Below are 13,926 nucleotides of genomic sequence, written 5' to 3'. Positions count from 1 at the left end.
TTCATCCGGCGGTTTTATGACAAAAAAGCGATGTTTTTTTCCGTTTGGGACAATTACGAAAACCGTTGGGACAATTACGACAATGACTCACTTTCCGGTTCGATAGGTTTGTGCGTAGGAAAACGCTGGCTTTTGGCTACTCAAGCCGGATCGACGCGCTTCCCATTTTTCTGTCTGTTATACCGATTAAACCCTTTTTCCAAAACATCCGTATGAACCCATTCTATTTACGAATTGACACGACTATTTTTCGGGCCCGGTTTTACGTGGCCCTGCTACTGGGTCTTCTGCCATTAACCATGCGGGCCCAGGCTCCCGGCAAACTCTGGGACAAATCCATCGGGGGAGAAAGTACTGACATCTTCACTAATCTAATAACCTTACCGGATGGTGGCTACGTGTTAGGGGGAAATTTGGGCAGTAATTTCTGGGTAATCCGCTACGATGCCAACCACACGAAACAGTGGGAAAAAACTTTTGGAGCGAACGCTGAAAGTTTGAATGCCATCATCGCCACGGCGGATGGCGGTTTTTTACTGGGAGGCATGTCGTACTCCGACCCGGCAGATGGTATCAAAGCCGCTAAACATTATGGATCACAAGACTATTGGGTCGTTAAGATCAACGCCACCGGCGACTACCAATGGGATCAATCCTACGGAGGGACGTCGTCCGACGAGCTCCAATCCATTTGCTCGCTTTCCGATGGCAGCGGCTATTTGCTGGGGGGAAAATCGTATTCGGAAGCCGCCACCTCGGAAGAGGAAGGCAACAAGGAGGCTGAGTACCTGGGCATGGAAGATTACTGGGTGGTCAAAATCGACCTTACCGGGAACCGGGTGTGGGACAAAACCTATGGGGGCAGTAATCATGACATTTTGTACGCGATAGCGCCCACCACCGATGGAAAGTACCTGCTGGGGGGAGGGTCCAACTCGACGGTAGGAACCGGGAAACAGGCAGTGAACATTGGAGGTTCCGATTTCTGGCTGGTTAAAATTGACCCATCGGGTGCCGTCGTCTGGGATAAAACGCTGGGGGGAGCGAGTGAGGATGGACTGAGGTCCATTCTGCCGACGGCGGATGGGGGGTTTGTATTAAGTGGCCATTCAGATTCGGGAACCAGCGGCACAAAAACCGAAGGCAGTCAGGGTGCTTCTGATTATTGGGTGGTTCGGGTCGATTCGGAATGCGTGCCAATCTGGGATAAAACCCTTGGAGGAAGCAGTGGTGATAACCCCCCATCGGCGGTGCTCACCGCCGATGGGGGCGTTCTGGTGGGGGGGTATTCTACTTCACCTAAAAGTGGGAACAAATCCGAGGAGGGTTATGGTAGTGCTCCCGATTACTGGGCAGTAAAGCTGGCCAGCGATGGGACATTCCAATGGGACAAAACCCTGGGCACCACCGGGGAAGACGAGTTGAACGCCGTCGCCCAGTTACCGAATGGAAATTATCTGTTAGCGGGCTTCTCTTATGCCATAAAAAATGGGGACAAAACGAGTGAGCCCATTGGAAGTTACGATGGCTGGCTGGTGTTGCTGGGAGACTGCTTACCCCCGGTGCTCACCATCAGCAGCAATGCAACCACCTCACCCATTCTGCAAAATACGCCTGGTATGGCTCTGTCGGTGACCGGATGTTCGAGCGGCACGCTCACCTGGTCGGGGCCCGGTGGCAGCACCGGCACCTCGGCCAGCATTTCGGTGCCCACCTCCGCCACCGGCACATTCGTGTACTCGGCCACCTGCACCCAGGGCAGTTGTTCGGCCACGGCTTCCCACACCGTCACGGTGAGCCCGCCCCTGGTCACCGGCAGCTTCGACGGTTTTGTTTACGGAGCCGATTGCAGCACCTTCCGCGGCTGGGCCTGGGATCGCAACAAACCCAATACGGTGCAGAGTGTCGATATTCTTGATGGGCCTAATTTCGTCACCACCGTAGCCGCCAGTGAGTTCCGGCAGGATCTGAAAGACGCCGGGAAAGGAAACGGCATTCACGCTTTCCGCTGGAGCATTCCCGAATCATTGAAGGACGGACAGGTTCATTACCTTTCCGCCCGCGTGTCCGGAAGCAGTTTCATTCTGAAAGACTCACCCAAAGCGCTGATCTGTCAGGGTGGAAGCACTCCTCCACCGACCAATAAACAACCGGTAGCACCAACGGTTACGCCTTTAGTGGCTCAGCAGGGCGTGGCCTTCACCACCACCCTACCCGTTTTCACCGATCCCGAAGGCAGTACCCTCAGCTACGGGCTCGTGAGCCTGCCGACCGGTTTAACCTTCACCAGTTCCACCCGAGTGATTAGTGGGACTGCGCTCCAAAGTGGGCAATTTACGCTGGCTTATTCAGCCACCGACGACAAAGGAGCCACTAACTCGGTGAGTCTCCCGCTAACGGTCAATCCAGCCGCTACCACACCCGTGACCGGCAGTTTTGAAGGCTATCTGGACAAAGTCGAATGCGGCACGATTCGGGGCTGGGTCTGGGATCGCAACAAACCCAATACGCCGGTGACGGTCGAATTTTATACCGGCGGTGACGTTTGGGGTAGTGTGGTAGCCAACATTTACCGGGTTGATTTGAAGAACGCGGGCAAAGGCAACGGTGTCCATGCCTACAGTTTCGAAGTGCCGACGATTTTGAAAGACGGCAACACGCGTCTGATTCGGGCCAGAGTATCCGGTTCGACCTATGACTTGAAGGATTCGGGCAAACCGCTCACCTGTCTGTCGCCGGTTCGGCTGTCGGCCGAAAGCAGCGAAGGGTTACACGTAACGGTGTTGGGCAATCCGGTTCCGGGGAATTTCATTGAGGTCGAAATACAGGGGGCGGCAGGCCAGACAGTCCGGTTAGATCTCCGCGATATGGGAGGACGACCTTTGCGTGAACACGTCATTGAAAACGCAAAAACCGTCGAACGTTTATCAATCCCCGTTCACCAGCGGGCGGCCGGACTGTACTGGCTGCAGGTTGCGAGCGGCTCCGGCCGGGCGGTTTTGAAAGTGTTGAAACCCTAATTGCCAAGTTGTTCACGTTAAGCCGTTTGACCCCTGTTTTGAACCGGAGTCAAACGGTTTTTTCCTGCTTACTATTTTGTTAGAATTGTGCTTTTCATTGGCAATAGTTTGCTATTTTCGCAGTGGAAACAGGAACGTATACACTTTGCGTTGGTCTTGTTCAAAACCGAACACCTGCCCGTTAACGCTCCATTCCTGAAACGGCTCAACGTCTTCCGCCGGTTCTGACCCGGCCACGCAATTTCTGTCTACTAAACCATTTTATCCCATGAAACCTCTTGTACGATTACCCTTCCAACGGATGGGCAGATGGGCACACCTTCGCCTTTTCTTGTTTGCTCACGTTTTGATCCTGGCCAGTCTGACGAGCCTCCAGGCGCAAACGATTCGTTACGTGAAAGAAGGAGGTACCGGTGAAGGTTTGACCTGGGATGATGCTTCGGGGGATTTAATGGCCATGATCAATGCTTCCCAGTTCGGCTCCGGCGATCAGGTCTGGGTAGCGAGAGGAATCTATAAACCGGGTCCTGAACCGTGGCATCGGTTTGAATTAACCGATGGGATATCGGTTTATGGCGGATTTGAGGGTGGCGAAACTTCCCTTGAAGAGCGGGTATTGACTTCCCCCTCCTCCACCACACTGAGCGGGGAAATCGGCGATCCGGGCACTACATCGGACAATAGTTACCACGTTGTGGCTTGTGTGCGGGGCAGTCGGTCAACGATTCTGGACGGTTTTGTGATAACCGGGGGGAATGCCCACGGGGAATATAACGATGCTCACGGAGGAGGAGTATTCAATGAAAGTGGCTGTGGGTATGGTGATCCGATCATTCGGAATTGTTACTTCACCAATAACCAGGCCAGCAGTGGGGGTGGTTTTTATTCTGAGGGATCGGACAGTCATCCCCTGCTGATCAACTGCGTATTCTTCAAAAATACAGCCGACGGGGATGTAGGGGGCGGAGCCCTGACGATTTCAGGCTCCGTAGCGACCGTGATCAACTGTACCTTTGTCGGAAACCGGTCCACTACCGGAAATGCCATCCAGAACAAAGGTACACTCGCCCTGACCAATAGCATCCTGTGGAATAACCTGCCTGATTATGATACTGCCATTCAGGGGGATGATGGGCTTGATCTGGTTGGTGACGGAACGCTCACCGTCACACACACCATTAACCAGGACGATCTTCCCGGTCTGGGCAATCAAGTTTCCAACCCGGCTTTTGCGAACGAAGCAACCGGCGACCTGAGCTTGACGGCCTGTTCATTTGCCATCAATTCGGGTGACCTCAACTCCTACACGGCGGTGAGTGGTCCGGGTAATGATATGGCCGGGCAAAACCGTGTGTATGGTGATTACATTGACCGGGGAGCGTTTGAGTTTCAGGGCGAAACGGATGCGCTTTTTTTCATCAATCCGGCTCCAATGAGTTTAACGATCTGTGCGACTCCAACCGGTTATCTGTATACAGCCGCACAGGTAGCATTGGATCTAGGCGGGAAGGGGCCCGTTACCTATGAATATTATAAGGATGGGGTCAAATATGATGAGTATGAAGCTGGGGTCGATGACTTTGCCTTTTGGTATACGTCGGATATGTCTTCCGGATCGTATCGCGTGGTGGTTTCCAATGCGTGCGGTTCCATCACGTCTGAGCCCTTCAACCTGACCATAATACCCCATCCCACGGTCACGATTGAGGCATCGGCTACGGCAATTTGTGCCGGAGAGTCGGCCACCCTGACCGCGTCGGGCGGAGGTACCTATTTTTGGAATACGGGAGCAACCACATCTGCCATCAGCGTGACAGCGACCGGGAAATACTCCGTAACGGTAACCAACCCGAATGGCTGTTTCGAATACCAGGAGATTAACATCGTAGTCAACAACCGGCCCTCCGCGAGTATAACCCCTTCTTCTCCCACGGTCTGCGCCGGTCAGTCGGTCACCCTGACCGCATCGGGCGGCAATATGTATCTGTGGAATACGGGAGCCACAACGTCCACTCTCATTGCCACTGCAACCGGAACCTATTCCGTCACCGTTACCAATGCCAGCCAGTGTTCGAGCACCGCTTCGACCGGCGTGACGGTCGGAGAGTCGATTCTACCACCGACGATCACCAGCAGTCCGACGGCCACTGGTCCGGGTACGGTGACCGTGCTCCAGAATACCAGTCCGGTTTCTCTCACCGCCAGCGGGTGTGCGGGAACACTGGTCTGGACCGGACCCGGATCGCCCAGCGGTTCGCCGATTTCGATCCCTACGTCAACCACCGGCATATTCGCGTATTCCGTCTATTGCCAGCAGGGCAGTTGTACCAGCCCAGCGGCCTCCTTTACCGTCGTTGTCAACCCCGCCCCGACGTTAACCGGCAGTTTCGACGGCTTTCTGTACGGCGCCGATTGCAGCAGCTTCCGGGGATGGGCCTGGGATCGCAACAAACCCAATACGGTTTTCTCCGTCGATATTTACGACGGGGCAACCTTCAAAGGTTCCATAGCGGCCAATGAGTTCCGCCAGGATCTGAAAGACGCGGGCAAGGGCAACGGCGTCCACGCCTTTCGCTGGAGTATTCCCGAAGAGTTGAAAGACGGGCAGGTGCATACGCTCTCAGCCAAAGTATCCGGCAGCAGTTTTACCCTGAAAGATGGCCCCAAAACCGTCCTGTGCCAAACCGGTACGGTTCCGCCACCGCCCAATAAGCAGCCCGTTGCTCCCGTTGTCCCAGCGTTGACGGCCCAGCAGGGTGTGGATTTCACAACCACCTTACCGGTTTTCACCGATCCCGAAGGCGGAACGCTCAGTTATGGCCTGGCAGGCCTGCCCACTGGTCTGACATTCACCAGCGGCACGCGCCAGATTACCGGAAAACCCGGGGTTGAAGGCGGTTTTGTGCTGACGTATTCAGCCACCGATCCGCAGGGCGCTACCAACAGCGTGAGTTTTAACCTGACCGTAGCGGGAGCAACACCCATCATCACGGGTAGTTTTGAGGGTTATCTCGACAAGGTCGAATGCGGAACGATTCGCGGCTGGGTCTGGGATCGCAACAAACCCAATACCCCGCTGACAGTGGAATTTTATACGGACGGTACGGTTTGGGGCAGTGTGGTGGCCAACATCTACCGGGTGGATTTGCTCAATGCGGGCAAGGGCAACGGTGTCCATGCCTACAGTTTTGAGGTACCAGCGGGATTGAAAGACGGCAACACGCGCTTGATTCGGGCCCGGGTGTCGGGTTCAACGTACGATCTGAAAGATTCGGGCAAACCGCTCACCTGTCCCTCGCCGGTTCGGCTTTCAGCCGAAAGCAGCGAAGGGTTACAAGTGACGGTTTTGGGCAATCCGGTTAGCGATCAGGTAGTGGTTGAAATCCGCGGAGCTGAGGGCGAGCCCCTTCGATTGCAACTGACTGACGCCAGTGGGCGGTTATTCCATGAACACCAGATTGAAACGGCCAAACCGGTGGAACGTCAGACGCTATCGGTGGGTCAGCGACCGGCGGGTCTACTCCTGCTGCGCGTCCATACCAACGCGCAAAGTCACACGTTAAAAATTTTGAAACACTAATCATTCATGCCCCCAAAAGACTCGAAGGAGTCTTTTGGGGGCCATCGAAAGTCAGTGGCAACGGCTGGGGATTGATGCAGTTTATAGGGTCTTTTTCCTATATTTACCCACGATTCCTTTAACCGACAACGCATTCATGCAAGCCACCCTTTCACCTCCGGTTTTACGGACTAAAATCCCCACGTACATCTACGCCGTGGTGTTTTCCTCGCTCTGCATCGTGTGGGGCCTGCTCTGGGACATCATGTGGCACATGAGCATTGGCCGTGATGGCCTGTTTGCGCCCCCACATCTGCTCATGTACGTCGGAGCCGTCGTGGCAGGTGCTTTTTCCGGGTTTAAGATTCTGCAGTTGACCTTTGCCAAAAGAAACCCCGAGCGAACCAGCTCCGTCCGGTTCTGGGGCATTTTCTACGGTTCGCTGGGGGCCATGTACTGCGTCTGGGGTGCCCTGACCATGCTGACCTCCGCGCCCTTCGACGACTGGTGGCACAACACCTACGGCCTTGACGTCCAGATCCTGACTCCTCCGCATACGGTTTTGCTGATTGGCATGATGACGGTACAATTCGGGGCCATGATCGGTGTGCTGGCGTTGCAAAACCGGGTAACCAGCGATCTTTCGGCAGACAGTGCATGGGCTAAGAAACAGGCGCAGCGGCTGAAGATTATGTTTACCATTGCCGCCGGTCTGCTGTTGAGCATCCTGTATACGATGCTCGCCGAAAAACTGGGGCAGTGGGCTTCCCACCATTCCTCCTCCTACATCACCATCGGCATTGCGTTTCCGTTTTACCTGCTGGCGGTGGGCCGCGCGTCGTCACTTCGCTATCCGATCACCCTCACGGCGGCTGCCTACATGCTGACGATGCTGATTCCGAGCTGGATTCTGCCTTTCTTCCCGGCCACACCCCGGCTTGGCCCGGTTCTGAACCCCATCACCCATTACCAGGCCTTCATGTTCCCGCTTTTGCTGGTCATTCCCGGTTTTGTGCTCGACAAACTGCTCCACCGCTTCGATGGCGGCAAGCTCAACGACTGGCTTCTGGCCGCACTCACCGGTACGGTTTTTATGCTGGTGATCACGGGGGTTCAGTGGTATTTCGGCGAATTTCTCCATACGTCTCCCTACGCCCAGAACGGTTTTTTCTTTTCCGATTCCATGTCATACGGCGAAGATCCAACCTGGCCGTATCATCACCAATTCCATCCCCACTGGCTGCAGTCGACCCCGGACTTTTTGAAAGGCATCGGGATTGCCATTCTGTGCGCCATCGTGTCGGCCCGAATTGGGCTGCTGTGGGGCAACTGGATGAAACGCGTGCAACGCTAAGGATTAAGAGTTAAGAATTATGAGTTAAGAGCTAATAGGTAAGATGGTGCGTCCTTTCAAAATGAAGAATTTCCTGGTGCGGGTCCTGTTGTATTCACTCATTCTCTCATTCACACCTTCGCTCTTTGCTTTCGCCCACATCGGTAGTCCGGGGGTGCTGGTGCAGAAGCAGGCCGGAAAATACCAGGTGCTGGTGAATGTTATTCCGCCGGATGTGGTGCCCGGAACGGCCAAAGTGACGGTTTATGTGGAAAGCGGCCGGGCGTCGTCCATACTGGCGCGGCCAATCTATTTTTCGTCCGGCGACGAGGGCGCACCGGTTCACGACGAGCTTCAGGCGGTGGCAGAAAACCGCTACGAGGGCGTTGTCTGGATGATGGATTCCGGCTCATCCAGCATTGAACTGAACATCGACGGCCCCGACGGAAAAGCCTCCCTGGTGGCCCCGGTTCTTTCGGTTCCGACCAGAATGGAGCCCATGCCCACCGGAACCGGCGTTGGTTTGGCGGCTCTCGGCATTTTACTGATCGTCCTTTTCATCACCACCGTGGGTGCCAGCCTGGCCGACGGAACGCTGAAACCGGGTCAGTCCATACCGAAGTCCTATGGCCGGAAACGGCTGGTCGGCATGGGCATTGCCGCTATTCTGCTGGGCGTTGGCCTCACCGGCTGGCGAACGTGGTGGACAAGTTGGGCGGACGGCTACCGCAACCACGAATTGTATGCGCCGACGCCGATTCAGACCACTGTGAAAGCAAAAGCCGACGGACCGTCGGTGCTGGCGATCCGGATCGACACCTCGCATTTTGCCGAAGGTGGTATCAAACGCCGTCGCCTGGGTTTCATCGTACCGGACCACGGCAAGCTAATGCACGTTTTTCTGGCCCGAACGCCCGGACTCGATGCTTTTGCCCACCTCCACCCCGACCGGAAAGAACTCGACCAGTTTGAGTCGAATTTGCCCGACTTGCCCGCGGGCCAGTATCTGCTGTATGCCGATGTGGTGTTCCGCAGCGGTTTTGCCGAAACGCTGACCGACACCATCACGATTCCCGATCGTTCCTCAAAAACCGTTGCGGGTGGTAAAAACCGGCCGCAAACGGATCCGGACGATAGCTGGCTGGTGACGGAAGCCATGGGCGTCAAACCCACGGCCGTAGGCTTGCCACACCTCGACGACGACATGGTGCTGTGCGGCATTCCGGGGGCCAGTTCCAAACTGAGCGACGGTTCGACCCTGCTCTGGACCGACAAACCGGCTGCTGTATTAGAAACCGGAACCCCTTATGTCCTTAAGTTTGCTCTTGCCGACGCCCAGGGCAAACCCGCACCCCTGGAACCATATCTGGGGATGAGTGGCCACGCGGCCATTGTCCGTTCCGACGGCACGGTGTACATCCACCTGCATCCGGTGGGGACGTATTCGATGGCGGCCGAAACCTTCCTGGTCGACCGCATTGCCGACACCACACGCCGGTTTCAGTATCCCGATGCCACCCAATTCCGCGACAGCATCGACCGCTATGTGGCCCGGCTGAAACAGTTGCCTGAAGCGGAAAAAAATGCGTTGTTGCTGGCGGGGATGCCCGCGATGTCGCACCCGATGAAGGTCAAGAACATGGTCGAATTTCCGTATGCCTTTCCCCGATCCGGCCATTATCGCATCTGGGTGCAGGTCAAACGCAATGGACAGGTGCTGACGGGCGTTTTTGATACGCAGGTGAAGGACGGTTTGCTCTAATCGTCTATCTTTACGAAAAGCCAACTTTGCGTTATGAGAATTGTGTGTATAGGGAGTCTTTTTTTTCTGACGACAACTGTTTTTGCTCAAACTAAAAAACCAGCGATAAAATCCGGGCCGGGCCAGCAGGTCTACGAACAATACTGCCTCACCTGCCACCAGGCCGACGGCGGGGGCGTTCCGAACCTGAACCCGCCCCTGAAGCAAACCGATTGGGTGCAGGGCGACAAAACCCGGCTGATCAACGTCATTCTGAAAGGACTCCAGGAACCGATCGAAATCAACGGGGAAACGTTTGACAACGTAATGCCCGCCCATGATTTTTTGTCCGACAAAGAAATAGCGGATGTACTCACCTTCATTCGGAGTAGTTTTGGGAACAAAGCCGATGCCATTTCGGCGGATGATGTGAAGAAAGTACGAAGTGCAAAATAAAACGGATGAACCGATTGCCCGGCCCCGTTGGATTACACCAATTAAAAGGTTAACTAGGATGGTCGATTGAAAGCTGCATTACCCGTTCCGTGATTCCTAAAACCCATGAAAACGTTTCTACTCTCTCTTCTGTTCGTTGCCGGTTTGACCGCTTCGGCCTTTGCCCAACCCAAGTCGCCGGTGGGCCTGCAATTGTATAGTTTCCGGGAACAATTCCCGAAAGATGTTCCGGGAATGCTGGCAAAAGTCCGTCAGATGGGTTTCCGGGAAGTCGAACTGGCCGGCACATACGGAATGGCACCGGCCGATTTTCGGAAACTGGTTGAAAAAAACGGGTTGAAACCGATCAGCACCGGCGCTTCTTATGAGGATCTGTCCAACAACGTTCCGAAGGTCATTGAAGAAGCGAAGGCGTTGGGGGTCAAATACGTCATGTGTGCCTGGATTCCGCATAAAGGCGACGTATTTACACTGGAAGACGCCAAACAGGCCGCCGATGTCCTGAATACCGCCGGAAAGCTGCTGAAAGACCACGGGATCCTGTTCTGTTACCACATCCACGGCTACGAGTTTCAACCGTACAAGGACGGCACGTTTTTCGATTATTTAGCCGAAAATCTGGAGCCTCGCTATTGTAACTTCGAAATGGATGTATTCTGGGTGAAGCACCCCGGCCAGGACCCCGTTGCACTCCTGAAAAAATACCCGAACCGCTTCCCGCTCATGCACCTGAAAGATCGCAAACCCGGCACGCCCGGCAACAACACCGGCCACGTCGACGTGGAATCGAACGTTGCCATTGGCAAAGGCGATCTGGGCATTGCCGAGATTATGAAGCAGGCCAAAAAATCGGGCGTCAAACACTATTTTATCGAAGACGAATCTTCCCGCTCGATGGAGCAAATGCCGGAAAGCGTAGCGTATTTACAGGGGCTGAAGTAAGCCCCGGAATCAGGCCGAAACGTTCAGAAGTTGCTTGAATTAAGGCCGGAGGCCTGTACTGTCAATAGGCAATAGCAGACAACAGTAGTGGTAGCTCCGGAGGAGCGGCCTGAAGATGTTTTTAGGCCGCTCCTCCGGAGCTACCACTACTGTTGTCTGCTATTGCTGAAATAAGCCCTGACAGCGGTCGAAGACCCTGTCAAGGCTTATTTCAGGCCGAAACGTTCAGGTGTTTGCCACTAGCTTCCCGGTTTTTCTGCGGGTCGTAGGCGATGAAGAACGTCAGCCACGACCGGCGCGCCAGCCGGAAAAAATAGGGCGTCAGGATCACCAGCGTCGGCACCAGCCCCATCAGGTAGTAGTCCAGATCGACCTTCAGCCAGCTCACGAACACGAAGAAGGTGAGAAGGGTGTAGATCGTGTAAAATGCGTAACTCACAAACATCGATCCCCAGTAGAATCCCGGTTCCGGAATGAGTGCTTCCCCACAATGCGAACAAGTTTCGTGCATCTCGTCAAACCGGCGGCTGTAGGCACTGCTGGTGATGAAAAAGTCGCCCTGATGACAACGGGGACATTTGTTGAACACGACGCTATACAATCGATTATCTTTTAACATGGCTTTCGGAGTTTAACGTACCCAGAAGCCGCCGGGCGGCCATCAGGTACGCAACAAAGGTACGTCATGGATCCCCCTTTCGGAAAGACAGAACCGGACCGGTATGGTACAAATCAACGATCAGGCCCCCACTGACTGGCGAAACTCCGCGGGCGTTTGCCGGGTGTGTTTTTTGAAAAACCGGACAAAATAAGACGAATCGTCGAAGCCCAGCAAAAAACCGATTTCTTTCACCGACCGGGCGGTATGCGTCAACAGCCGTTGCGCTTCGATGATCAGCCGTTCATGCAGCAACTGGCTGGCGGTTTTTCCCAGCACTTTTTTGCAAATGTGATTGAGGTAGTTGGGCGTCAGATGCATCTGATCGGCATAGGCCGCCACTTCCCGAACCGTTAAAAACTGCTGTTCCAGCAATTCTTCATACTGCCGGATTTTGTCGAAAAGATGCGTATCGGTATCGGCCTGTTTTTCGGTATAGAGCCGGTTGGCGGTTTCGAGCAGCAGGTGGACAAAGGAAAGAAAAACTTCCGGCCGGTTTGGCAGCCGGGCATCGTATTCCTGCCAGGCATAGTGAAACAAATCCCGGAACAGAGCCGGTTTTTCGGCGACTTCCAGCAAGGGCTGGTGCTGGTGGGAGTGAAAAAAGGGATACTGGAACAAGCGGTTTCCGAACCGGCTGCGGAAAAAATTGGCTTCAAAAAACAGATTGAACCCTTCCACATCGTCAGACAACTGCCAACTGTGCACTTGCCCCGGCGTCAGAAAATAAAGCTGGCAGGGCGCAATCGCGTACGTTTTGAAGTCGATGGTGTGCGTGCCGCTGCCTTTGATGATCCACATCACAAGGTAAAACGTGTGCGAATGCGGTTTGTCGATGCCCTTGAATTCCTGCACCAGTTTTTCCAGCCGCGTCATGTAAAAGAGCGCGTTGGGCTCGTGCCGGAGAAAAGCCTGAAGGGGGTAAACCGGAACGGGTGTGGACATGGGGTTTAAAATTTAAATCATAAATGTAAAATGATGAACGCTAAATGTAAAAGGATTCTGGAAGCATTCACTTTTACATTTAGCGTTCATCATTTTACATTTATCATTAATTATTTCAAAACCCGCTTTGCCCGCAGAAACCGGTTTAGTTCATAGGCATCGAAATTCGGAGCAGTGGGATCGACGCTGGTGACCCGGATGTGGCCCGATGCGTGGATAAACTCGTTGTTGCCAATCCACATGGCGACGTGAACCACGCGCTCGGGTTTGTCGGCCGTAGCGGGTTCGCCGAAGAACAGCAGGTCGCCGGGTTTGAGCTGGGCAAAGGTTTTGTTGGGTGTGTCGATCAGTTCGCCCTCGTTCACCTGCTGCGACGCATCGCGCGACAATTGTTGCCCGTTGAGCAGGTAAACGGTTTTGGTAAAACCGCTGCAATCCATGCCCTTCACCGACGTGCCACCCCACAAATATGGAATACCCATCAGACTTTTCGCCGTGCTGACCAAAGCGTCTTCGGTAGGTCTGGCCGTTTCTTTCCAGCGATCAAACCGCTGGGCCTCCCGTTTGGGAACGTAGCCCATCCGGCCGTCGGGATACCGGACCTGAAAATACTGCCGCTGTTCGCTGACCAGCACCAGTGTATTCCCGGCCACAATGTCGGATACGGTTTGAGAACGCTTGTCGGGATTGCTGTAGACAAACCCAAAAGGCCGCGTGTAGATGATTTTTTCGGCCGACTGCCACTGTTCAAAATCGGCTTTCGTCATCAGTTGGATGGCCCCCGCATCCGTCCAGGCGATGTATTGATCGGGGGTTTGCACCTGGTACCAGCCCCGGTCTTTATCCCATACTTTCAGTGGCATGCCCAGCAGGGCCTGTGTGGCCAGTTCGGCGGCATTGCGGGCGTTGGAGCGCAAATTAGCAACGGACACGTTGGCAACGGCGTAGATCGTTTCGCCCAAAACCGGCGCGGGCAGCAACTGAATCTGATCGACAACCGCCACATCCGCTGCTTTTAGCCGGGCGAGCAGGGCCTGTTTGGCTTCGGGCAGGTTGGTAAAACCGGTCAGCTGGCCCGACGAATCCGCTTCCACATTGAAAATCGCCACCCGTTTATCCGGTGCATACTGCTTCCGAACGGAATCAACCGCCTGACTGATGGATTGCGTAAAACCGTCGGCAGAAAGCATACAAAGCAGGAAAATCGCGGTAAAAATTTGTTTCATGGTACCCAGAAAAGAAGAAAGATAAGCGACGAAAGCGAAAAGACCG

Annotated in this window: 9 protein-coding genes; 6 read left to right on the top strand and 3 right to left on the bottom strand. The window is 54.5% G+C overall.

Going from position 1 to position 13,926, the window contains the following annotated elements; genetic code table 11:
* The first annotated feature begins 212 nt into the window (after nucleotides 1–212).
* From F0P93_RS27975 to F0P93_RS27950, 6 genes are all read left to right on the top strand, one after another.
* Complete coding sequence (locus F0P93_RS27975) at nucleotides 213–3,020, top strand: putative Ig domain-containing protein (protein WP_150881111.1); 2,808 nt, start codon at nucleotides 213–215, stop codon at nucleotides 3,018–3,020.
* A gap of 268 nt (nucleotides 3,021–3,288) precedes the next feature.
* Nucleotides 3,289–6,600, top strand: coding sequence for a putative Ig domain-containing protein (locus tag F0P93_RS27970; RefSeq protein WP_150881110.1), 3,312 nt, complete (start codon nucleotides 3,289–3,291; stop codon nucleotides 6,598–6,600).
* Between the two features lie 136 nt (nucleotides 6,601–6,736).
* The gene (locus F0P93_RS27965) at nucleotides 6,737–7,933 is read left to right on the top strand and encodes a hypothetical protein (protein ID WP_150881109.1); all 1,197 of its coding nucleotides are present in this window, start codon (nucleotides 6,737–6,739) and stop codon (nucleotides 7,931–7,933) included.
* Between the two features lie 61 nt (nucleotides 7,934–7,994).
* Nucleotides 7,995–9,674, top strand: coding sequence for a DUF8832 domain-containing protein (locus F0P93_RS27960; RefSeq protein ID WP_191908943.1), 1,680 nt, complete (start codon nucleotides 7,995–7,997; stop codon nucleotides 9,672–9,674).
* 33 nt (nucleotides 9,675–9,707) lie between these two features.
* The gene (locus F0P93_RS27955) at nucleotides 9,708–10,109 is read left to right on the top strand and encodes a c-type cytochrome (protein WP_150881107.1); all 402 of its coding nucleotides are present in this window, start codon (nucleotides 9,708–9,710) and stop codon (nucleotides 10,107–10,109) included.
* 105 nt (nucleotides 10,110–10,214) lie between these two features.
* Nucleotides 10,215–11,051: a sugar phosphate isomerase/epimerase family protein gene (locus F0P93_RS27950; protein WP_150881106.1), complete on the top strand. Its 837-nt coding sequence runs from the start codon at nucleotides 10,215–10,217 to the stop codon at nucleotides 11,049–11,051.
* Between the two features lie 211 nt (nucleotides 11,052–11,262).
* Here the strand turns inward: F0P93_RS27950 and F0P93_RS27945 are convergent, their stop codons facing one another.
* The 3 genes from F0P93_RS27945 to F0P93_RS27935 form a co-directional block, all read right to left on the bottom strand.
* The gene (locus tag F0P93_RS27945; protein ID WP_150881105.1) at nucleotides 11,263–11,670 is read right to left on the bottom strand and encodes a DUF983 domain-containing protein; all 408 of its coding nucleotides are present in this window, start codon (nucleotides 11,668–11,670) and stop codon (nucleotides 11,263–11,265) included.
* Between the two features lie 120 nt (nucleotides 11,671–11,790).
* Nucleotides 11,791–12,654, bottom strand: coding sequence for a helix-turn-helix domain-containing protein (locus F0P93_RS27940; protein ID WP_150881104.1), 864 nt, complete (start codon nucleotides 12,652–12,654; stop codon nucleotides 11,791–11,793).
* Between the two features lie 110 nt (nucleotides 12,655–12,764).
* The gene (locus F0P93_RS27935) at nucleotides 12,765–13,880 is read right to left on the bottom strand and encodes a C40 family peptidase (protein ID WP_150881103.1); all 1,116 of its coding nucleotides are present in this window, start codon (nucleotides 13,878–13,880) and stop codon (nucleotides 12,765–12,767) included.
* Nucleotides 13,881–13,926: the final 46 nt, after the last annotated feature.

Source organism: Larkinella humicola, from assembly GCF_008727875.1.
Lineage (GTDB): Bacteria > Bacteroidota > Bacteroidia > Cytophagales > Spirosomataceae > Larkinella > Larkinella humicola.
The sequence above is the reverse complement of the archived record's forward strand: the minus strand, read 5'-3'. Positions and strand labels throughout refer to the sequence as shown.